This is a genomic window from Vibrio qingdaonensis (genome assembly GCF_026191675.1).
Taxonomy (GTDB): Bacteria; Pseudomonadota; Gammaproteobacteria; order Enterobacterales; family Vibrionaceae; genus Vibrio; species Vibrio qingdaonensis.
Genome location: NZ_JAKRRY010000009.1, coordinates 92,646 through 114,776, shown reverse-complemented (window position 1 = coordinate 114,776; position 22,131 = coordinate 92,646). Strand labels below are relative to the sequence as shown.

24 protein-coding genes are annotated in these 22,131 nt (G+C 44.8%); 12 read left to right on the top strand and 12 right to left on the bottom strand.

Annotation, left to right across the window (positions count from 1 at the left end; genetic code table 11):
* Positions 1–167: 167 nt before the first annotated feature.
* On the top strand, positions 168–1,559 hold the full coding sequence (locus tag MD535_RS09220; RefSeq protein ID WP_265674569.1) for a peptide MFS transporter: 1,392 nt from the start codon (positions 168–170) through the stop codon (positions 1,557–1,559).
* Between the two features lie 171 nt (positions 1,560–1,730).
* Here the strand turns inward: MD535_RS09220 and hemH are convergent, their stop codons facing one another.
* The 3 genes from hemH to htpG form a co-directional block, all read right to left on the bottom strand.
* Complete coding sequence (gene hemH, locus MD535_RS09215; RefSeq protein ID WP_265674568.1) at positions 1,731–2,690, bottom strand: ferrochelatase; 960 nt, start codon at positions 2,688–2,690, stop codon at positions 1,731–1,733.
* 119 nt (positions 2,691–2,809) lie between these two features.
* A complete protein-coding gene (adk, locus tag MD535_RS09210) occupies positions 2,810–3,454 on the bottom strand; it encodes an adenylate kinase (RefSeq protein WP_265674567.1) in 645 nt (214 codons plus the stop codon).
* Positions 3,455–3,721: 267 nt separating this feature from the next.
* Positions 3,722–5,629 (bottom strand): molecular chaperone HtpG, encoded by a 1,908-nt coding sequence (htpG, locus tag MD535_RS09205; RefSeq protein ID WP_265674566.1) that lies wholly within the window; start codon positions 5,627–5,629, stop codon positions 3,722–3,724.
* 263 nt (positions 5,630–5,892) lie between these two features.
* Between htpG and MD535_RS09200 the strand changes: the two genes are divergently transcribed.
* On the top strand, positions 5,893–6,723 hold the full coding sequence (locus tag MD535_RS09200; protein WP_265674565.1) for a winged helix-turn-helix domain-containing protein: 831 nt from the start codon (positions 5,893–5,895) through the stop codon (positions 6,721–6,723).
* A gap of 12 nt (positions 6,724–6,735) precedes the next feature.
* Positions 6,736–7,254, top strand: a complete 519-nt coding sequence (locus MD535_RS09195) for a regulatory protein ToxS (protein ID WP_265674610.1) — start codon at positions 6,736–6,738, stop codon at positions 7,252–7,254.
* Between the two features lie 283 nt (positions 7,255–7,537).
* Here MD535_RS09195 and MD535_RS09190 read toward each other — a convergent pair whose 3' ends face one another.
* From MD535_RS09190 to MD535_RS09175, 4 genes are all read right to left on the bottom strand, one after another.
* Positions 7,538–8,671: a flagellin gene (locus MD535_RS09190; protein ID WP_265674564.1), complete on the bottom strand. Its 1,134-nt coding sequence runs from the start codon at positions 8,669–8,671 to the stop codon at positions 7,538–7,540.
* Positions 8,672–8,901: 230 nt separating this feature from the next.
* The gene (locus MD535_RS09185) at positions 8,902–10,038 is read right to left on the bottom strand and encodes a flagellin (protein WP_265674563.1); all 1,137 of its coding nucleotides are present in this window, start codon (positions 10,036–10,038) and stop codon (positions 8,902–8,904) included.
* A 148-nt stretch (positions 10,039–10,186) separates the two neighbouring features.
* Positions 10,187–11,089: a Dyp-type peroxidase gene (locus MD535_RS09180; protein WP_265674562.1), complete on the bottom strand. Its 903-nt coding sequence runs from the start codon at positions 11,087–11,089 to the stop codon at positions 10,187–10,189.
* 35 nt (positions 11,090–11,124) lie between these two features.
* The gene (locus MD535_RS09175) at positions 11,125–11,619 is read right to left on the bottom strand and encodes a DUF2919 domain-containing protein (protein WP_265674561.1); all 495 of its coding nucleotides are present in this window, start codon (positions 11,617–11,619) and stop codon (positions 11,125–11,127) included.
* Between the two features lie 125 nt (positions 11,620–11,744).
* Between MD535_RS09175 and MD535_RS09170 the strand changes: the two genes are divergently transcribed.
* Positions 11,745–12,113, top strand: coding sequence for a DUF2956 domain-containing protein (locus MD535_RS09170; RefSeq protein WP_265674560.1), 369 nt, complete (start codon positions 11,745–11,747; stop codon positions 12,111–12,113).
* Positions 12,091–12,441, top strand: coding sequence for a DUF4156 domain-containing protein (locus MD535_RS09165; protein WP_265674559.1), 351 nt, complete (start codon positions 12,091–12,093; stop codon positions 12,439–12,441). The genes MD535_RS09170 and MD535_RS09165 overlap by 23 nt, the downstream gene beginning before the upstream one ends.
* 84 nt (positions 12,442–12,525) lie before the next feature.
* Here the strand turns inward: MD535_RS09165 and MD535_RS09160 are convergent, their stop codons facing one another.
* Positions 12,526–12,807 carry a winged helix-turn-helix domain-containing protein gene (locus tag MD535_RS09160; protein WP_102471240.1) on the bottom strand — a complete coding sequence of 94 codons (282 nt, stop codon included), beginning with the start codon at positions 12,805–12,807 and terminating at the stop codon, positions 12,526–12,528.
* A gap of 304 nt (positions 12,808–13,111) precedes the next feature.
* On the opposite strand from MD535_RS09160, the gene MD535_RS09155 reads away from it, so the two are divergent.
* From MD535_RS09155 to MD535_RS09140, 4 genes are read left to right on the top strand one after another with little or no spacing between them, the layout of a single operon-like run.
* The gene (locus MD535_RS09155; protein WP_265674558.1) at positions 13,112–13,462 is read left to right on the top strand and encodes an ArsC family reductase; all 351 of its coding nucleotides are present in this window, start codon (positions 13,112–13,114) and stop codon (positions 13,460–13,462) included.
* Between the two features lie 40 nt (positions 13,463–13,502).
* On the top strand, positions 13,503–14,639 hold the full coding sequence (gene dapE / locus MD535_RS09150; protein WP_265674557.1) for a succinyl-diaminopimelate desuccinylase: 1,137 nt from the start codon (positions 13,503–13,505) through the stop codon (positions 14,637–14,639).
* A 2-nt stretch (positions 14,640–14,641) separates the two neighbouring features.
* Positions 14,642–15,319: a M15 family metallopeptidase gene (locus MD535_RS09145; RefSeq protein ID WP_265674556.1), complete on the top strand. Its 678-nt coding sequence runs from the start codon at positions 14,642–14,644 to the stop codon at positions 15,317–15,319.
* Positions 15,320–15,328: 9 nt separating this feature from the next.
* A complete protein-coding gene (locus MD535_RS09140) occupies positions 15,329–15,526 on the top strand; it encodes a DUF2897 family protein (protein WP_265674555.1) in 198 nt (65 codons plus the stop codon).
* 26 nt (positions 15,527–15,552) lie between these two features.
* On the opposite strand, the gene bamC is transcribed toward MD535_RS09140, so the two are convergent.
* A complete protein-coding gene (gene bamC, locus MD535_RS09135) occupies positions 15,553–16,584 on the bottom strand; it encodes an outer membrane protein assembly factor BamC (protein WP_265674554.1) in 1,032 nt (343 codons plus the stop codon).
* 49 nt (positions 16,585–16,633) lie between these two features.
* Entirely contained in the window at positions 16,634–17,512 is an 879-nt protein-coding gene (dapA, locus tag MD535_RS09130; protein ID WP_265674553.1) for a 4-hydroxy-tetrahydrodipicolinate synthase, read from the bottom strand.
* Between the two features lie 407 nt (positions 17,513–17,919).
* Here dapA and MD535_RS09125 point away from each other — a divergent pair, with 407 nt between their 5' ends.
* Both MD535_RS09125 and bcp read left to right on the top strand, forming a co-directional pair.
* Positions 17,920–18,465: a glycine cleavage system protein R gene (locus MD535_RS09125; protein WP_265674552.1), complete on the top strand. Its 546-nt coding sequence runs from the start codon at positions 17,920–17,922 to the stop codon at positions 18,463–18,465.
* Between the two features lie 40 nt (positions 18,466–18,505).
* On the top strand, positions 18,506–18,976 hold the full coding sequence (gene bcp / locus MD535_RS09120) for a thioredoxin-dependent thiol peroxidase (RefSeq protein WP_265674551.1): 471 nt from the start codon (positions 18,506–18,508) through the stop codon (positions 18,974–18,976).
* Between the two features lie 91 nt (positions 18,977–19,067).
* Here bcp and MD535_RS09115 read toward each other — a convergent pair whose 3' ends face one another.
* Together MD535_RS09115 and MD535_RS26300 are read right to left on the bottom strand one after the other, a co-directional pair.
* A complete protein-coding gene (locus MD535_RS09115; protein WP_265674550.1) occupies positions 19,068–20,135 on the bottom strand; it encodes an AI-2E family transporter in 1,068 nt (355 codons plus the stop codon).
* A complete protein-coding gene (locus MD535_RS26300) occupies positions 20,136–20,366 on the bottom strand; it encodes a sulfurtransferase TusA family protein (RefSeq protein WP_390902912.1) in 231 nt (76 codons plus the stop codon). It lies immediately after the preceding gene.
* Between the two features lie 301 nt (positions 20,367–20,667).
* Here MD535_RS26300 and bepA point away from each other — a divergent pair, with 301 nt between their 5' ends.
* Positions 20,668–22,119, top strand: coding sequence for a beta-barrel assembly-enhancing protease (bepA, locus tag MD535_RS09110; protein ID WP_265674549.1), 1,452 nt, complete (start codon positions 20,668–20,670; stop codon positions 22,117–22,119).
* The last annotated feature ends 12 nt before the right edge of the window (positions 22,120–22,131 follow it).

The window sequence follows — 22,131 nt, the reverse complement described above, 5'->3', positions numbered from 1 at the left end:
TTTCCAGCACGCAGCTTTCGTGCCCTCTTGGTTAAAAATTCTTACATTTTAACAACTTAGCCTAATCATTCATATAGGCTATAAAACAACCCTATTGCAGTTTTTAATTTTGTTATGTATATCTTGATGCACATTATATTCTTTCATAACTAAAATTAGTAAAACTTATGACAGCACAACACAACATTTTAGGTCACCCTCGGGGGCTGTTTTTACTGTTTGGTACTGAGCTATGGGAACGTTTTTCCTATTATGCGATGCGTGCCATTTTGGTCCTTTTCCTCACTGACGCAACGATGAATGGCGGTATGGGTTGGTCCACTAAAGATGCTCTGGACTTATATGGCATCTATACTGGACTGGTTTATATCACCCCTCTCATTGGTGGCTGGATTGCTGATAACTATTTAGGTCAGCGTCGTTCAATCATCATCGGCGGTGTACTCATGGCTGCGGGGCAATTTACCCTTGCAATGCCAGTAGGTGCGATTGGGCTGCCCGCTGAGCAAGCTTTCTACCTAGGACTGGCTCTGTTGATTGCCGGTAACGGTATGTTCAAACCAAACATATCAACAATGGTTGGCGATCTTTATAAAGATGGTGACAACCGTCGTGATGGCGCGTTTACTATTTTCTACATGGGCATTAACTTAGGCTCACTACTTGCGGGTATTGCTTCTGGCTCAGTCACTGGCTCTTACGGCTGGCGTGCCGGCTTCCTGATTGCAGGCATTGGCATGGTGATCAGTATTATCATGCAACTGACTATGTCTAAATCATGGTTAGGCGATATTGGTACGGTTCCTGCGGCGGCTCGCGCTAGAGCACTCAACAAAAACAAAACGAAAGCGCCGTTAACTCGCGAAGAACTAGATCGTCTTAAAGTCATTCTTATTATGGGCTTGTTTGTTATTGTTTTCTGGGCTGGTTTTGAACAAGCTGGCGGCTTGATGAACATCTACACGCAGCAATATACAGATCGCATGATTGGTAGCTTTGAAGTCCCAGCGGCTTGGTTTCAGTCTCTTAACCCGTTCTTTGTGATTACGCTTGCTCCCGTTCTAGCCGCGCTTTGGGTCAAACTGGGTAAACGTGAACCTAACTCTCCAGTTAAATTTGCTTTGGCACTGTTCTTCCTTGCGCTTGGTTTCTTGTGCATGGTGGGGGCGGTAATGGAACAAGGTGGTGACACCAACGTGAAAACGTCTATGTTATGGCTAGTAGGTGCGTTCTTCTTCCATACGTTAGGTGAGCTGTGTATTTCTCCTATTGGTCTGTCACTGGTAACCAAACTTGCGCCACTACGTCTTGCTTCACTCATGATGGGCGCATGGTTTGGCTTTAACGCAATTGCAAACTACGTTGCTGGCTTGATTGGCTCACATGTGGGTGAGCTTGGCGCAATGTCCATCTTCGGTGGTATTGCTATCACAGCGGTCATCTCTGGCGTCATTTTGCTGCTATGTGCGAACACTTTGGTAAAATGGATGCACGGTGCAGAACAATCGGCAACATCAAACGCTCAAGAAATCGAAGAGCAACAAGCTCAAATCGCTTAATTGATTTGAAAAAAATAGATGCGTAACAAAAAACGCCGCTCTAAATAGAGCGGCGTTTTTTATGCCTAGCAGCCAGTACACATCTATTAATCCACAACTTTAATACCGTCGATAAGCCCTATGCTCAGTACCACATCAGCTCGATAAAGCATAAGCCCGATAAACCGTAACCTATAAGCTTGTGTTAACCAAATCGACCATCATGTCGATGTGCAGTTCTGAGTCGTTCAAACACTCTATATATTGGTAGGAATCACCGCCAGCTTCGATAAAAATATCACGGCACTCCACGGCAATCTCCTCTAAGGTTTCGAGACAATCAACTGAGAAGGCTGGTGTCATCACGTTTATACGCTTAGTGCCTTGAGTCGGCAAAGCTTCTAACGTCTTCGCCGTATACGGCTGTAACCACTCTTCACGCCCAAAGATAGATTGGTAGCTCATTCCTATCTGAGAGTCGTTCAATCCTAGTTCTTGCGCCAATAACCTCGTCGTGTGCTCACAATGTTGAGGGTACACATCACCATTATCAGCATAGCGTTTTGGAATACCATGATAGGAACAAAGTAAATAGTCTTGTCCGTGCTTGTCCCAATGTGCTCTCACTTTTTGTGCTAGCGCTTTGATGTAAAGCGGATGCTGATAATAATCTCGAATAAAGTCGATACTTGGTATCGTCGACAGTGACTTACACGCTTTCGCTAATCCATCAAAAACTGCGGCGCTCGTTGTCCCCGAATATTGTGGGTATAAAGGCAATACAATCACCTTCTCTACCCCTTGCTCTAGCAAAGAGGACATCCCATGCCTTAATGATGGGTTGCCATAGGTCATTCCCAGCTCTACAGGTACATTCAGGCGCTCTTGAAGCGCCTTCACTTGCCTTACTGAGTGCACCATCAAAGGAGAACCGTCATCCATCCACACCGATTGGTAGAGCTTCGCCACTTTTGGCGAACGAACTGGCAAGATAACACCGTGTAAAATGGGGCACCACAGCCAACGAGTCATATCTACGACTCTATGATCATGTAAAAACTCACCTAAGAATGCGCGCACTGCTTTTGGTGTCGGCGCATCTGGAGTGCCCAGGTTAACCAAGAGTACTCCCGTGTTTGGTGCCATGCTCATAGACTTCCTTTTGATTTGATCAAATAACAATGGCGATTATACCCATTGAATCTAGGATTGGATCAATAAAAAAAACGACCCTAAAGGGTCGTTTTTTAACAAGATTCACGAATCAGCAATTAAGATAGTGCTTTTTCGATGTCTGCACTTACCGCGTCAACTTGCTTAGTACCATCAAACTTAAGGTACTGAGTGTTGCCTGCTTCAGCTTCTTTGCCGTAGTAAGCAATCAACGGCGCAGTTTGATCATGGTAAACACCTAGACGAGCACGTACTGTCTCTTCTTTGTCGTCATCACGAACCACTAGATCTTCACCAGTGATATCATCTTTGCCTTCCACTTTAGGTGGATTGTAAGTCACGTGGTAAGTACGACCTGACGCTAGGTGCGCTCGACGACCCGCCATACGATCAACAATCACGCTATCCGCTACGTCAAATTCAATCACGTAATCAACGTTAACGCCCATTTCTTTTAGGCCGTCAGCTTGAGGGATAGTGCGAGGGAAGCCATCTAGCAAGAAACCTTTCTCACAATCGTCTTGAGCAATGCGCTCTTTAATAAGACCTAAGATGATTTCATCTGAAACAAGTTGACCTGCATCGATAACCGCTTTCGCTTTCTTACCAAGCTCTGTGCCTGCTTTGATCGCTGCACGAAGCATATCACCAGTAGAAATTTGAGGAATCCCGTATTTTTCCATGATGAATTGAGCTTGTGTGCCTTTACCAGCACCTGGAGCACCTAGAAGAATGATGCGCATGTTGTTTCCTCTTATAAATAAAAAGACTTTATACCGAAGCTCACAATCAAAGCATGGCTTTGAATAGCGTATCGACGATAAGTTTCGGTATAAAAGTGAAATGAATGATTATTCAAGCGTCGCATTCTAGCATAGAAAATTCTCGCTTGGCGTGAAATACGACTAAAGAATGCCCGTAGAAAAGATAAAGTTAGCTAAAAACGAGATCCTCACTACGAAAAAACAATGAGCCCAGCACGCTGAGCTCATTGTTTTCAATAAACGTGACTACTTCACATTAGACAAAAGTCGGTTAACCGCACCTAGGAATTGCGAAGGATCCGTCATCGACCCGCGCTCAGCAAGCATGGCTTGTCCAAGCAATACTTCTACCCAGCCGCCAAACGCTTCTTCATCAGCTTCATCAGCCATGCGCTTAACCAATTCGTGCTCAGGATTAATTTCAAAGATGTATTTCACCTCTGGCACTTCCTGACCCGCCGCTTCTAGCAACTTCGCCATTTGTGTGCCCATTTCGAAATCATCCGTCACCACTACTGCTGGTGTCGTGGCAAGCTTAAAGGTTGTACGAACCTCTTTCACTCGATCGCCTAGGTAAGCTTGAGTGCGCTCTACCACTGACTTGAATTCTTCTTCTGTTTCTTTGTGCTTCTCTTTCTCAGCTTCGTCTTCAAACTTGCTCAGATCAAGACCCGACTTTGTGATCGACTGGAACTGCTTGCCATCAAACTCAGTCAGGTAATTCATTAGCCATTCGTCAATGCGATCAAACATCAGTACCACTTCGATGCCTTTCGCCTTGAATTGCTCTAAGTGAGGGCTATTCTTAGCCGCTGCATAACTATCTGCTGTCAGGTAATAAATCTTATCCTGACCTTCTTTCATGCGCTCAATGTAAGAGGCCAAACCGACGGTTTGCTCTGCTGAATCCACCTCTGTGGAAGCAAAACGCAACAGACCCGCCACTTTTTCTTTGTTACCCATGTCTTCTGCTGGGCCTTCTTTTAGCACCAAGCCAAACTCTTTCCAAAACGATTGATATTTTTCTTCGTCGTTTTTTGCTAAACGCTCTAGCATTGTTAATACACGTTTCGTACAAGCATTACGTAGCGATTGCGTGACTTTATTATCTTGCAAAATTTCACGAGATACATTGAGAGGTAAATCGTTTGAATCAATCAAACCACGAATAAAGCGTAGGTAAGAAGGCATGAACTGCTCGGCGTCATCCATAATAAACACACGCTGAACATAAAGTTTTAAACCACTTTTATGGTCACGGTTCATCATATCAAACGGCGCTTTAGCTGGGATATATAGCAAGCTCGTGTAGTCGTTTTTGCCTTCTACTTTATTATGACTCCACTGAAGTGGGTCTGCAAAGTCATGAGAAACGTGCTTATAGAACTCTTGATATTCTTCGTCGCTGATGTCTGACTTATTGCGAGTCCACAACGCTTGTGCTTTGTTGATTTGTTCCCATTTTGTTTCGCCTGTTTCTTTGCCTTCCTCGTCGCGCTCTGCGGTTTGGATAGAAACAGGGATGCCGATATGATCAGAATACTTGCTGATGATTTCTTTTAAACGCCACTCTGATAGGAACTCTTTTCCTTCTTCACGCATGTGAAGGACGATATCAGTACCACGCGTTTCTTTAGTAATGTCTTCAATCGAGTACTCACCTTCTCCAGCAGAGTGCCATTGCACGCCCTGCTCGGCAGACGCACCAGCCGCGCGAGTGCGAACCGTCACTGCGTCAGCAACAATAAACGCGGAATAGAAACCCACACCAAACTGGCCGATAAGTTGCGAATCTTTACCTTGCTCTTCAGAAAGCTTAGAGAAAAACTCTTTTGTGCCTGATTTTGCGATCGTTCCTAAGTGCTCAATCACGTCATCGCGTGACATACCTACGCCGTTATCAGAAACCGTTAAGGTATTATGCTCTTCACTAAACGATAATTTCACACCAAGTTCAGCATCACCTTGATACAAATCACCGTTAGAAAGCGCTTGGAAACGCAGCTTATCTGCGGCATCCGATGCATTCGAGATCAGCTCTCTAAGAAAAATTTCTTTATTGGAATACAGAGAGTGAATCATTAAATGAAGTAATTGCTTTACTTCGGATTGAAAGCCACGAGTTTCTTTATTACTTGTTTCGGTTGCGCTCATGTTATCTCCATCACACTTTTCGTATCAAGTATCGACATTTATTTGCACTCGATACACTTAAGATTGTTCTGGTAAAGAAATGAGGCTGAAGATTGTAAATTCAAGGTCAAAAAACATAAAAATGCTGTTTTTTTGATTTGTTTTTATTATACTTGTGCCCCTGACTATAAAAAAATCCTAAATTACTATAATTGGCACTGCGCGACATTCAGCGCCTAACTATTTTTTTCCATCGCTCCGCGACAATTATAAAGAAGAATGCAATGAGTAACATAGGCACTAAGTTCATACTCGGCCAAAGATATATCTTTGATCCAAATAGCAATTCCTTGGTCGACCAAACCAACAATGATGAAGTAGTACGTCTTGGTAGTAACGAAAGTCGCATTTTGCTTCTGCTTGCAGAGCGTCCCAATGAAGTCGTCACTCGTCATGATTTACACGAATACGTTTGGCGGGACCAAGGCTTTGAGGTTGATGACTCAAGCCTAACTCAGGCAATTTCAACGCTCAGGAAGATGCTCAAAGACCCAACAAAATCACCGTTATTTGTTAAAACGGTGCCGAAACGTGGTTATCAGCTCATTTCAACCGTCGAGCGCTCTGCACCTTCGAGCTCTATTGACCTTAATAACGTCAATGAAGCGCCGGTGGCTGAACTGCCTAACGATCCTGTGGACGCTCAACCTACCGCTGCGGCGCCGCATGTCGCCGTAAGTAAAGCACCAGCAGAGAAAACACCACCAGCAGTATGGGGAATGGTGGTTGCAGCCTTATTGCTGCCGATCTTAGTGTTGATTGGTACCAACCCTGCTGAATCAAGTTTTAGAGAGCTTGCTGTCGTTGATGAGGTGAAAATTGTCACACCAGAAAGTCACCCCGATGTGTCCACCTGGCAGCCTAAAATTGAACAATGCGTTCAAAAATACATTGAATCACACGAGCTAGATAAAAAACCCGAACAAGTCATTGTCACTGGCGATCAAAGTGATCAAATTGCACTCAACTTCATCCATACGGTGGAACACTCTGGAGAAAACGTCACTATGAGAATTTTCACCGAGCAGTCTGACTTAAGTAAAGTGTGCCAGTAGAAGGATAATATGATGAAAATGAAATACGCTGCCATTCTACTTGCGGCCTCTACGGCGCTCAGTGCGTGGCTTTATTGGGGCAGTGACTTAAAACTGGAGCAAGTGCTCACCTCAAATGAATGGCAAAGCAACATGGTTGCGATCCTCGCCTCCAGAAATGCACCAGATACAGATATTGGTCCACTGAGCCGTCTAGAAATGTCGGCAAACGTGAAGTACCTTCCCGAAGGCACTTATATTCGTGAATCTTCTATGCGTTTGTTCGGTAAAGATCCAAATTCACATACGCTACTTAAAATTTCGGAAACCGGAAGCTGGACCATCAGCGACAACTATTTGCTCATTTCACCTCGTGCGTTTAAGGACACCGCAACCGCGCAGTCTGATGAATTTACCCACGAGCAGTTAGCTATGATTAAGCAATTCTTAAAAATGGAAGCACAGCAAAGCCGTCGCATTGATATTGTTAATGGTAAGACGCTACTGCTGACTAGCTTAAATCAAGGCTCATCGGTTTTATTTTCAAACTAAACCACGATTAAAACCACGCCATAAATTAGAACGAGAAGGAGGCCTATCTTGGGCCTCTTTTTTTATGCTTTCTGGCTCAGATCACTCCACGGCTCGAGCCCCCACGAGCCGGTAACACTTACTCATAGTGCATCTCTCTGACCTTATACCTCCGATTATCGCTCGTCGCGAACAGGTTACTTACACGCCTATTCAGCCATAAAAAAACCAGAGCCTGGAAGCTCTGGTTCTTATCTATCGCGCTAATCTGAAACACTGTTAAGCGTTTTACTTACTGATGCACTTAGCCTAGTAGACTCATTGCTGCCTGGGGCGCTTGCTTGGCTTGCGCTAAAATTGAGCTCGAAGCTTGAGAAAGAATTTGGTTCTTCGTCATCTCTGTTGTCTCTTTAGCGAAGTCAGTATCTTTAATACGGCTCTTCGATGCATTCACGTTTTCGTTAATGTTATCAAGGTTGTTGATCGCATGGTCAAAACGGTTTTGGAATGCACCTAGCTCTGCGCGGTGGCTATCAACGTATTTCAGCGCAGAATCAAGAATCGCAACCGACTCCTGTGCACCACCAACGCTTGTCACGTCAATCGTATTCACGGTTACCGCTTGACCGTCTTGCATGCCTAACTCACCCGCAAGTGAACCACCAAATGACACTTCACCATCTACTTTATTAGTGCCGGCAAACATTTGCAGTTGACCATCTTCATTTACCGACGCTTTTACTAGGTCAGTTTGACCATTGATGTACGTGGCTAGCTGTTCAATGTCATCGCCTGCTTTGGCTGTAATAGCGATATTTTGCTCTTCACCAAAGCTGTCTGTAAGCGTGATATTTAGCTCGTTAGAGCCCGCCGCCACACTCCAATCTTTATCTTTAGCTTCTGCTGCTTGGTAGCTTGTACCACCCATTCTAACGTTGTCTGAGCGCATGTCATTCAGGTTTAGCATTACTGCCTCGCCATTATCCGCACCGATTTGGAATGATTGCGTGCCGTACGTGCCATTCAATAGGCGGTTACCACCAAAAGATGTGGTTTCTGCGATACGGTTAAGCTCATCATTTAGCGCAGTCACTTCTTCTTGAATTGCCACACGCTCGGATTTTGAGTTTGAGCCATTTGAAGATTGCAGAGACAAATCACGCATACGTTGTAAGATGTTGGTCGTCTCATTCATCGCACCTTCAGCGGTTTGAGCAATCGAGATACCATCGTTGGCGTTACGTACTGCGACGTCAAGACCGCGGCTTTGCACATTCAAACGATTAGAGATTTGTAGACCCGCGGCATCGTCTTTTGCGCTGTTGATTTTAGAACCAGAAGCCAAACGCTCCATTGACGTCCCTTGCGCTTGACTTGCATTGTTTAGGTAACGTTGAGCGGTCATTGCCGATACGTTGGTATTTACATTCACTGCCATGTTAATTCTCCAATTGATTTTCCGGTGTAGCGGTTTCCGACGTCTCGGAAAACCAAGTAGTTCTCTCAAAGTTACTTTCTTTATCGTCTTGCAAAGCAATAACTTGAGATTTTTTTAAAGATAATTGGATTTTTTAGGGGATATCAGCTTGGAGTGTGATAAGACTGGAAAAAGCAGAAGTTAATAATAAAAAAGTCTAAAGTTATTCGGTGTGACGTCGAATGCCAACGTTATGATTGTAATAAGCTCATGGCTAAGTTCGGGGTTTGCTTCGCTTGCGCCAGAATAGTCGTACTGACTTGCTGCAATATCTGCTGCTTAATCATTTGCGTCGTCTCTTTAGCGTAATCGGTATCGCGGATCCGACCTCGCGACGCTGCCAAGTTCTCTTCCATATTGGCTAAGTTATTAATGGTATGGCCGAGTCGATTTTGGTTGGCACCCAATTCTGAGCGATGGCTATCAACAAACTTCATTGCCTTATCAATAACAGAGACTGACAACTGAGCGCCTCCTACCGAATCAATTGACAAGTCATCAACGGTCACCAAACCTTGTGTCTCCATCTGTAATTCGCCCGCTAATGCCCCTGAAAACGCCACTTCGTTAGTCACTTGTTGCGAATCAGCAAACAGCTGCAATTGCCCATGGTCATTTACAGATGCCGATAATGCGCTTGTTTGGCCATTGATGTATGTCGCCACCTGCTCTATATCATCACCAATCTTCGCTTCAATCGTTTCTGTAATGCTGCGGCCTGTCGAATCCTGATAGCTAAAGCTAAGCTGTTGCTGCCCTGGCATAACACGCCAACTCTCCGCTGCTCCGTTTAATGACTGGTAAGCCGCTCCGCCCATTTGCAGTTGATCGGTTCGCATACTCTTAAGTTCAACCTGCAATGCCTCCCCAGAGCCCGCACCAATTTGAAAAGAAGTACTACCAAACTGGCCATTGAGCAGTTTTCTGCCGCCAAATGAGGTGGTTTCAGCAATACGGTTTAGCTCATCGTTAAGCGCGGTGAACTCTTCTTGTAACGCACGTCGATCATCCGGAGAGTTGGCGCCGTTAGATGACTGCAAGGACAAGTCACGCATACGTTGAAGAATTTGTGACGTTTCATTCATTGCCCCTTCCGCGGTTTGCATGATGGAAATACCATCATTGGCATTTCGTTGCGCGACACTTAAACCCGAAATCTGTGCATCTAAACGGTTGGAAATTTGTAGCCCTGCTGCGTCATCTTTTGCGCTATTAATACGACGGCCCGACGCCAGTCGCTCTAACGACTGATTTAGGGCGTCAGTCGCCTTGTGGAGCTGATTCTGCGCCATCATTGCACTAACATTGGTATTAACGGTAATAGACATAGCAATCCACAAAACAGACGATTGTGTTTTATATCGGCAAGCAAAAGCAAAACTTGAGGAAGGTAAATCGAGCAAGTGGATACGCAATACGAGTTTCTTGCTAAAACCGCAAGAAACTCTTTATTGACCGGTTAGACGGTAAGAATGACTATTTAACCGCTAACTCGGCTAGCATACCCTGAGAAGGAGCGAAGAAGTACGCGCCAGTGACCGCTTTAGTAAAACGCAACAATTGGTCGGTTTTCCCGTCTGTTACCCCGTACATACTTTCAAGCATCGCATCAAAGTTATGGACAGTATTACAGTAAGCGATAAACAGTAAACCATGCGCGCCACTGACGCTGCCATATGGCAAGCTGTGACGAACAATTTTTAAACCGACACCTTCTTCTTTCAAGTCTACTCGCCCTACGTGAGAAGCTGCAGGAACATCATCAAGTTCAATAGAGTCAGGCTTAGTTCGGCCAATCACTTTTTCTTGTGCCGCAACGTTAAGTCGGCTCCACGCCGGAAGATTGTGTTCAAAACGCTGAACCATCACATAACTGCCGCCCGCCAATTCACCCTGCTTGATGATCGCGACTTCTGCGCGCTTTTCACCTTTAGGGTTTTCGGTGCCATCCACGAAGTCGGTCATGTCTCGTGAGTCCATGAACCGGAACCCTTGAGTCTCATCAACAATCGTAACGTCAGCTGAAATATCTAACATCAATTTACGTAACACAAAGAAATGCAAATCGTGACGCTTCGAGTGACAATGAATCAGTACGTCGACATCGGTTGAGGGTGCATGAGTCTCACCCTCCCCTAACTCAGGAAACGGCTTCAGCTCAGCAGGCATTGGCTGAGCAAATCCTGACCAAAATTGGTGGCTGAATGCTAGCGATAGCGTCAGTGCTGCGTCAGGTTGAGATTGATTGAGATCGTCCACCAGCTTTGGTAAAGCTTGTAATGCAGCGAGCACTTGTTGCGGATTTTGATTCACTTTCAATTGCGTATACAGCGCGAAAGGTTCCGCATCTGGGATAATGGCACTTTGTGGTAATGACATAAAAAGTCCTCTATTTTTGCTCAGTGTATTTTTAACTAGTGAGTAGAGTTATGATTGTGATCAGTAACCGAACGGATATCGTTTGGAGTTGCCAAACAATCTACCACAGTACGGCTGTTGACTAAATAAATGGCGAACCAAAGCAGTAGCACTAAGGTCACCGCATTGGTCCAACTGAATCCCCAATGCTGTAAATTGACTAAATACGTGGTGTGTATCAACTGACCTGCCACCACGATCAAAGAAATGGGTTTTAAGTAGTTCACCAATCCGTTTATATACGTCGATTCGGGCTTCCTTAAGCTAATCAACCACATCGCAATGGCAATCGGCAACCCCATTGCTAACCCTATATACAACATCTGCTGATCAGGATAGACGTATTCTAAAATCGTGACTCCCTCATTACGGCTAGCGCCAGCAACGACGAATACCACCCATGCTCGGATAAGAAAAAACCACCCAAGCCATAACCAAATGGGGGCTTTTAAGAAACCATGTTTGTCGTATTGCTCAAGTGCATAGCGCATGTGTCTATCTCTTTTTGTCTCGTATCACATAATATTGAGTTCCACGTATGACTATTCAAGCTCATGCGCGACATTGTGATAAAATAAACAAAACGTATTGGCGAGTAGCTTGGTATTTATAAACAATGAAAAATCAACAACCCATTCCATCAGCTGAAACTCAGCAGGAGGCAATGAAAATTGCAAAATCCACACAAAAACCCGGTCAAACCAAAGAACAAACGCGTCTAGTCGCACAAGGTATCGAAAAAGGCATCGCTCTTTATAAAAAACAACAAAAAGAGAAAAAACGCCAAGCGGATAAGGCACAGAAAAAACAACGAAGAGAGAAGCTAAGACCCGTAACATCCGATAACACTATGCAGGGTGACAACACAATGCAAAGTAACGCGACTTCCCGTCAAGCAACACCATCCCCTTCTATACTACCTTGGGGACTATTAACGATTAGCTGGATAGGCTTTGCTGCGTATGTTTTCTACCTACAACAATAAACTATCGGCGGTATTACTCTGCGGTGTCATTCTATCCGGGTGCTCGTCACCTGCGCATAAGGTTACGCAACAATCGGCATCCGTGGTATTGAGATTGGATCACAATCTAGATACCTCACTGTGCCAGTGGAAAGGTGAAGTCACCGGATCAGAAGGTCATTGGTACAACTTTCTCTTTTTACTCAACAGTACCATGGCAAGAGGCGCAATGAATGACATTAAAAACAATGCAGCCGAACTAGGTGCCAACACGGTCTTCCTATTGTCGCCCGTCGACTTCCAAACTTCTGTTACGCTGCTCGGCAGTGCTTACGATTGCCAAAAATAAAGCCAGAGTCTAGACCCTGGCTTTATTTTTTATTCGCTCGCACGTTGTTAATATTTCATTCGCGTTCAATGATTGCCGCTGTAGCTATACACCTAACGTTGATTCTATATCAACTTTACGCTGTACAACCCATTGGCTATCAAACGGTCCCCAGTCAGACAACTGGTAATATCCATCATTGTGTCTGCGCCCATCTTGAACAAACATAAGTTCAATACCGATACCGGGCAGTGCCTTAATAACATCTTGTATGGTGCGACGAGGCCACCCCGTTCTTTCAATCAGTTTTGGCACATTCGGTCTGTCTAGGCTCTCAACGAGCAGGGCAAGATAGAGACGACGTGCAAATACAGGACTCAGTTCCATTGACACCTCCTAATTATGTGCTTCACCAATATATTGAATTTCACCACAATCGTGTTGCGCTTGATCAATTTCTCGATAATCGGTTTTGTTTCAATTACCTTGTTTTTGTAACGACTCTTTAGAACTTCGCAGCGAAACACGGCAATTTTTTACCAAACTACTATAAAAATCGAGGAGTATCAGTCCGGCAAAGGCCGACAGGCTTTGTCTCTCACAACACTTCTTGATAGGATGCAAAGAACAACCCCCACAACAAGAACCCTCATATAGAAAGAGGGGTCATCAGCGCTCAAAGGACACGACTATGTCGACAACTATGTTTGGGATTCCAAACTGTGACACCATTAAAAAAGCCAAAAAATGGCTGGAAGCTAGCCATATTGAGTACCAATTTCATGACTATCGTAAGCAAGGCATCACACCAGAGCTTGTCGAAGGTTTCTGTGAACAGCTTGGCTGGGAAATCGTACTGAATAAACGCGGAACCACCTATCGACAATTATCGGCAGAACAAAAAGAACAACTCAATGCTGACAATGTTGTCGCGCTTCTTGTTGAGAACCCAGCCATGATCAAGCGCCCTATTCTTAAGGTCGATGGGCAATACCACATTGGTTTTAAAGCCGAACAATACCAACAGATTTTCAACCTATAATACGATTCAATTTTAAATTTAGAGACAAGGATCCTCAAGGATGACAGACAGTCCCGTTTTGGCACTAGCAAAAGACTTAATTAGCCGCCAATCAGTAACACCCGAAGATGCCGATTGCCAGAAAGTGATGATAGAGCGCCTTAAAGCGCTGGGATTCGAAATTGAAATCATGGTATTTGAAGATACCACTAACTTCTGGGCTCGCCGTGGAACCGCCGCGCCACTCTTTGCATTTGCTGGTCACACTGATGTCGTGCCAGCAGGATCTCTCGACCTTTGGCACACCCCACCGTTTGAGCCAACCGTCATTGATGGTCACTTACACGGTCGCGGCGCTGCGGACATGAAAGGCTCACTGGCATGCATGATCGTCGCCGTTGAACGCTTCATCAAAAACAACCCGAATCACACTGGCTCCATCGCGTTCTTAATAACGTCTGATGAAGAAGGCCCTTTTATCAACGGCACCACCCGAGTGGTCGACACCTTAATGGCGCGTAATGAACTCATTGATATGTGTATCGTGGGTGAACCTTCCAGCACCGAACATGTCGGAGACGTGGTTAAAAATGGTCGCAGAGGCTCCATTACTGGCGATCTATGCGTCAAAGGCATCCAAGGTCACGTTGCGTACCCTCAATTGGCGCGAAACCCAATCCATCAGTCCCTCACCGCATTGGCCGAGCTAGCGGCAACCAAATGGGATGAAGGCAACCAGTACTTTCCACCAACGAGCTTTCAAATTCCAAACCTGCATGCCGGCACAGGGGCAAGTAACGTCATTCCTGGCGAGTTTAATGTTCAATTCAACTTCCGCTTTAGTACCGAATTAACCGATGAAGACATTAAGAAACGTGTCCATTCCACACTCGACTTACATGGCCTAGAGTATGATTTGCAATGGACTCTCAGCGGTCACCCTTTCCTAACGGATACCGGTGATTTGCTCACAGCCGTCGTCGATGCGGTCGCCACTGTTAATGAGCAAAAGCCAGAGCTTCTTACCACTGGTGGAACCTCTGATGGTCGCTTTATTGCCAAGATGGGCACGCAAGTCGTTGAGCTTGGTCCTGTGAACGCGACCATTCATAAAGTAAACGAGTGTGTTAACGTGAGCGATCTTGAAAAGCTTACTGATATGTATGAGCACACTCTGATCAACTTACTCGGTCAATAGACATGATAAATAAGTCGCTTGTAGGACTCGATGACAGCAAACTGATCGATTTGAAGGTCGCTCAACGCTTATTTCAAGTCCACCCACATGTTCATAAGGACATGTCACAGTTGATACAAGCGGCATCCTCCGCTGGCTTTGACCTGTTCATTGCCAGTGGCTATCGCAATTTCCAACGACAGCTGGTCATTTGGAACAATAAAATGAATGGCACACGGCCGATACTTGACGACCACGGGTTGCCACTTATCACGGAGCAACTGACAGAAAAAGAAAAGGTATTTGCAATTTTAAAATGGAGCGCGCTCCCCGGGGCCAGTCGCCATCACTGGGGGACCGATTTCGACGTCTACGCGGGCAATCTACTTCCAGAACAAACCACACTGCAATTGGAGCCTTGGGAGTATTTAGATGGGCATCAACACGCTTTCTACCAATGGCTGAAAGACAACCTTTCAACGCATGGTTTCTTTTTCCCCTACCAAGATAGCCTTATCGGTGGTGTCGCTTTTGAAGCTTGGCACATCAGCCATCGCCAAGCTTCGCAAGACAACATGAGCAAACTAACACTTGAGCAGCTAAGTACGCTCATTGAGCAATCTGAAATTTTGGGACGAGATACCATACTTTCTGAGCTCAATACCATCTACAATCAATATATCACCAACATCAGCCTTTGAGAGCGAATTATGATTGAGTGGCTATTTAACCCTTGGGTGATCATCATCGTGGTTTTAGCAGTCGTATTTGGCAACATTGCTGCACTAAAGTACACCGCTAACATGAAGTTCGATAACCAAAAGAATGCTGCAAAGAAAAGAAAGTATGAGCTCGATAGACTGAACGAGCTCGACAAAGAAAAATACGGGAAGCATGATAAAAAATAAAAAGGACCATAATGGTCCTTTTTATTTTATTGGCTCTCTTTACCCTGTTTTATCACCGTTGAGATTAACGGCTCCAACGAACGTAATAAGCTCTCGTTGACAGGTTTACCATCTTTGTCCGTAACATTGATTGACGTACGGTTACCAAGATCACCAAACAGGAAGGTATATTCCCCCGGTTCTAAATCAATCGGCTTCAAGCCTACATCATTCCAAAACTCATCATCTGGTGACGCATATTTGGCTTTCGCTGTCCCTTGGGACTGATTACGAGAATCAATCGTAAAGCCCATTCTAGGCAATAGCTCAGGCACTTCTTGCCACATCACATTATACGGTGTGCGCGCAATAATAACGGGTAGCCCGCTTCGGTCTGTTCCCATACTAATTGGGATTGATTTTACCAGTTGCTGAGCTTTAAGTGCCGCTTCTTCTCTTAAATCACGATCATAACGTGCTGTGACCAAATTGGTCATCAAGGTGTTATAACGCTCTTCATTGGTGCGAGTCACAGGCTTAACCGCATTCGCTTCTCGCCAATCGATCAATACCATCTTAAAACCAAAGCGACGGTTGGCTTCAAAGCGGGTGATTTCGTAACGGCTACCAATTTCAACATCTTCATCTTCAGAAACCCAAGTGACCCAATCCGTTTCGATTCGGTCATCGGTTTCTTCCAGCGCTTTAACGTTAATCTCAGTAAGCATTTTTTGGACCGTCGCCCATACTTTGTCCATTTCGTCTTGCTTGAGTAGCCATAACGTCACTTCTGAACCTTGACGCTCAACTCGAGCACCAGGAATCAATTCCAGTACTTGTTGTGGTGGTCGAATGTCGACTTCACGCCCGATTCCACCCTTGAAGTCACCCTCAGGGATCTCATAGTTAGGGTAAAACTGCGGAGTGGCGTCTTCAGCTAATTGCCAACTGCGAAGCTCTGGCGCTTCTAAATAGTTGAAATCATCTTTGGCTTCACGACGAGTGTTAGGATCACTGGAGCAAGCGGCTAATACAATAACAGCTAACGAGGAGACCGCTAGCTGACGAGAAAATTTCATTGAGACTCCCTTAAAAGAGGAGCATAGCGCTCCTCTTACATAATCTATTTTAGTAGATACACGCTTCCGACATTGCCTGAGCAACGATCGGTTTAGCTTGTTCTGACAATTCAGTCAGCGGCAAACGAAGACCACCTTCTTCAATCAAACCCATTTTGTGAGCCGCCCACTTCACTGGGATTGGGCTTGATTCAACAAACAGGTTTTTATGCAGCGTCATAAGTCGCGCGTTGATTTCATGCGCTTCTTCAAATCGACCCTCTAAAGCAAGGTCCATCATCTTCGCCATATCCGCTGCTGCGATATTATTGGTCACAGAGATAACACCTTTACCACCTTGTTGGATAAAATCCAACCCAGTAGAGTCATCTCCACTTAGTAAGATAAAATCTTCGCCACAAAGTTCACGATGTTTTTCAATTCGTGATAAATCACCCGTCGCATCTTTTAATGCAACAATACCTGGAATTTTAGACAGGCGCGCCACCGTTTCTGGCAACAGATCCACACCCGTACGTCCAGGGACGTTGTATAAAATTTGTGGGATGTCACTCTCTTCAGCAATCGCTTTATAGTGCTGATATAAACCTTCTTGAGTTGGCTTATTGTAATATGGAGTCACACTCAAACAGCCCGCAATACCCACGTTATTTAGCAATCGGCTAAAAGTGATGGCTTCATGTGTAGCATTCGCTCCGGTACCAGCAATAATTGGTACTCGTCCAGCGGCAAATTCAACCGTCTTAGCGACAACCTTGACATGTTCTTCTACAGTTAATGTTGCAGACTCACCCGTCGTTCCAACCGCAACAATGCCGTCAGTACCCGCGTCAACGTGAAAATCCACTAGCTTCTTCAAGCTAACAAAATCCACCTCACCATCTGGAGTGAATGGGGTTATTAATGCAACAATACTTCCTGAAAACATGGCTATCTCCCTAAATTGATACTTCTTGCATGGTACTGTAATGATATTGATAAACACAAGAGATTAAAAACAGTTCCCATAAAGAAGTGAATGATTAATTACAGATTTCAGATATGAGGCACGTATAAGATGCGCTTTTGGTGAATATCGGTGTCAACCAATCGTCAAATTTAGCCAGAATATCTTGGGTAACCGCCATATACCGAGGTTACCTCAGTAGACCAACGCCTAATATAACGAATGTACGAAGGTCGCGTTGACAAAACTCGCTTCCTTTAACAACATTTAAGATGACATTAGAGAGCGGTTTCGACAAAAAAATATCCGTGGTTTTCATTACAGCAACCACAAGAGCTTTAATTTGAGTTGTGCTACCATATCAACAAACATGGAATAGAAGTCTCGCTATGAATCAATACTTAGTCATTACCGCCGTTGGTACCGATCGCCCAGGGATTTGCAACGAATTGGTACACCTTGTCACCCAGTCAGGATGTAATATCGTCGATAGCCGCATTGCTATGTTTGGCAATGAGTTTACCCTGATTATGCTGATCTCCGGCAACAGCAGTCACATTACTCGCGTTGAAACAACGCTACCGCTACTTGGCCAAGAGCATGATCTCATCACCATGATGAAGCGTACCTCTAAGCATGATCTCCTCACGAATCAATATACCGTCGAAGTCTTTGTTGAATCAGAGGACCGTGTCGGTCTAACCGAGAAATTTACGCAGTTTTTTGCAGACCGTGACATTGGCCTTGCCTCATTAAGCGCGCAAACCATTATTAAAGAGCGAGCTGGAACAGATATTGACCAATTCCAGATTGCCCTTAGCGCCAATGTCGAAGAAAACTGCAACCTAATGCAGCTACAAGAAGAGTTTGATGCGCTGTGCCAAAGCTTGTCAGTACGTGGATCTCTTAACTTCATTAGTAGCAATAAGTTATAAGTCAATTACCTATAAAAATAATCACTTCAAAGGAATCAACATGAATACGCTGACGGCTGGCTCACCAGCACCAAACTTTAGCCTTCTCGACCAAGACGGCAATACCGTCTCGTTGGGCGACTTTAAAGGTAAAAAGATTCTCTTTTATTTTTATCCGAAAGCAATGACACCAGGCTGTACTGTACAAGCCCAAGGCTTACGCGATATTCAATCTCAGCTGGCTGAACATAATGTCGTCGTGCTAGGCGCCAGTATCGATCCTGTTAAGCGTTTAGGTAAATTTATTGAGCGTGATAACCTTAATTTCACCTTACTATCTGACGAAGAGCACATTGCTGCAGACCAATTTGGCGTCTGGGGCGAGAAAAAGTTCATGGGCAAAGTTTACGATGGGCTACACCGCATTAGCTTCCTGATTAATGAAGATGGTGTGATTGAACATGTTTTCAACAAGTTCAAAACCAAGACTCACCATGACGTTGTTTTAGATTACTTGAACGACAACGCCTAGCGTACCGGCTAAAAATCACAAAAACGCCTCGCATTTGCGAGGCGTTTTTGTGTGAATAAAACACTCTACCCTAACGTATATCTGCGTAACGCTAGGTTGATGTCCTAGGTTCTTCATGACTTGGTAACGCATTCCACACCGCTTTTACCAACGTTGCCAACGGTATCGCGAAAAATACGCCCCAAAAACCCCACAACCCACCAAAAACCAACACAGCGACGATAATCGCCACAGGGTGTAAGTTAACGGCTTCAGAGAACAGCACTGGCACTAAAACGTTACCATCTAAGGCTTGGATGATGCCATAAGCCAGCAACAACCAGTAAAACGGTGGCGTGAGCCCCCACTGGAATAGCCCAACAATGGCGACAGGTACGGTGACCGCCGCAGCGCCAATGTATGGAATCAACACTGAGAACCCGACCAGCACAGCCAACAACACCGAATAACGTAAGTCTAAAATTGCAAAAGTAATGTAACTGACACTACCAACAATCAGTATTTCTAGTACCTTACCGCGGATATAGTTTGAAATCTGCTGATTCATTTCAACCCAAACTTCATTCGCTAAGCGGCGATTACGCGGTAACACGCCACTCGCCATTCCCACCATTTCTTCTTTATCTTTCAATAAGAAGAAAACCAATAGCGGAACAAGTATCAAATATACGGCTAATGCTGCGAGACTAACTAAAGAGGCAAGCGATCCTTTCACCACATTTTCACCCAACATCAAGACCTTATTCTTAAGGTTGGTCATCACCGACTCGACTAGGTGAATTTCAGCAAGATCGGGGTAGCGCTTAGGGATCTCGACAACAAATTTCTGCATCCCTGCATACATGTTAGGCACGTCGTTAATTAAGTTACCCACTTGATTCCAAATCGTTGGCACCAAACCAAAAATAGCCAGCAACATTAAACTAATGAATAATAAAATGACCCCGACTACCGATACGGTTCTGGGCAGTCCAATTCGGCATAACTGACTTACCGGCCACTCCAATAAATACGCCAGAACAATGGCAACAAGTAGAGGTGCGATCAAATAACCAAAAAAGTAGATGGTGATAAAGCCAAATAGCAATATAAGGACGAGGCTCACCGCCTCTGGATCGGAAAAGCGTCGTTTGTACCAACGACGAATCATATCTAGCATCTACAAATTTTCCTGTTTACTGACCGTAAGTGTGGTGACGTTCCCTGCTTTTGAGCAATCTACGTCGGCATTTTGCATCATAAGATAGTTGAGTATATCTCTTATTGAGCTCTCATCTGTTAATTGAACATGTAACTGTTCGTCAAGCCCTAAGGGCTTAAAAGAACGTTTCACTAATAGAAGTGACATAGGGCAACGCTCTTGACAAAGATCTAAGGTTTGAATCGCCATTCATCTATTAACAACTTGAGCTAGGTGGTTCTATAGTAACATTTTAACGATTCGGCGCTATCGCACATTGCTTTTCATTCACAATTATCAATGTATGTAGCAGCATTTATACACAAAAATAATAAGGCCAACTCCCCTTCCGTGCCGGTACTCATCCGTTAATAGCAAGGGGGATAAAGCGTTAAGTGCTTCCTTATCATTAAGCCATATGCAAAAATGAAGGCGATATGGAAAAAGGTAGGAAACCAAGCTCAACATTAATGGTCAAAACTACCAAATCACAGGAGTTACTTGAATCAGTATGTTAAAACGCGCCCGTTCTTTAGTTTGCCTATGTGTTGCGACAGCCCTAGGTGTGCCGCAAGTCACCTATGCAGAGGCGGATTTGCCTGAAATTGGTACGGCAGCAGGCGCCACATTAACCATAGATCAAGAAATCATCTATGGTGACGCCTATATGCGAATGCTGAGAGCAAGTTCGCCAATCGTCAACGACCCGGTAATGAATGAGTATGTTGACTCTATTGGGCATCGCTTAGTATCCAGTGCCAATGACGTAAAAACGCCGTTCACCTTTTTTATGATTCGTGACCGCAACATTAATGCCTTCGCCTTTTTTGGTGGTCATGTCGCCTTACATACTGGCTTATTTCTTCACGCCCACACGGAAAGCGAACTTGCCTCTGTGATGGCGCACGAAATTGCCCACGTCACTCAACGCCACCTCGCGCGAAGAATGGAAGACGAGGCACGACGGTCACCCGCTACGGTCGCAGCGCTCGTAGGGTCATTACTACTGGCGATTGCCTCTCCTCAAGCTGGTATGGCGGCGCTAACAGCAACGACCGCAGGATCAATGCAAGCGTCCATTAACTACACGCGAAGTAATGAAAAAGAAGCAGACCGTTTTGGCATCGCGACGTTGGCTCGGGCTAAATTTGATGTGAATGACATGCCTCGTTTCTTTGGCCGACTTGCTGATGACTATCGCTATGCCAGCAAACCGCCACCCATGCTACTGACTCACCCATTACCCGAAGATCGTATTACCGATACGCGAGCACGTGCGCAAAACTACCCACCATTGCGCGTATTGCCTTCTATTGATTATCACCTAGCAAGAGCAAGGGTTGTTGCCCGCTACGCCAACATAAAACAAAGTGCGGCGTTAGATTGGTTCGAGCGCACAGCAAAGAAAGCTGACCCTGCCATTAAAGACTCTTTTGAGTACGGTAAAGCACTCGTTTATTTAGATAATAATCAGCTCGATAAATCCGAAGCTATTTTAACAAAACTGCTTAAATCAAGACCAAACGATAACTTCTATCTTGATGCCGCTTCCGATCTTTATATTGCACAAGGTAAGCCTGAGAAGTCGGTGCAGCTGATGCAAAAAGCCTTAAAGACCAAACCCAATAACCCGGTTATTACTCTCAACTATGCCAATGCATTACTAGAAAGTGACCAATTAGAGCAAACCGTTCAAGTATTACAGCGCTACACCCATGATCACCCCGATGATACCAATGGTTGGCACTTACTCTCTGAAGCTCATATTAAATTGAGTAATAGTGATGGTGATTTGGCGGCGCGTGGCGAAATTATGGCACTCAATGCGCAATGGGATAAGGCGATACAGCTCTACTCACAAGCTAGCCAAATTGCCGAGTTAGGAAGTTTAAAACAAGCCCGCTATGACGCTCGAATAGACCAGCTACTGGTTCAACGAGACCGTTTTATGGCACTACAATAAAAAGGAATCTAC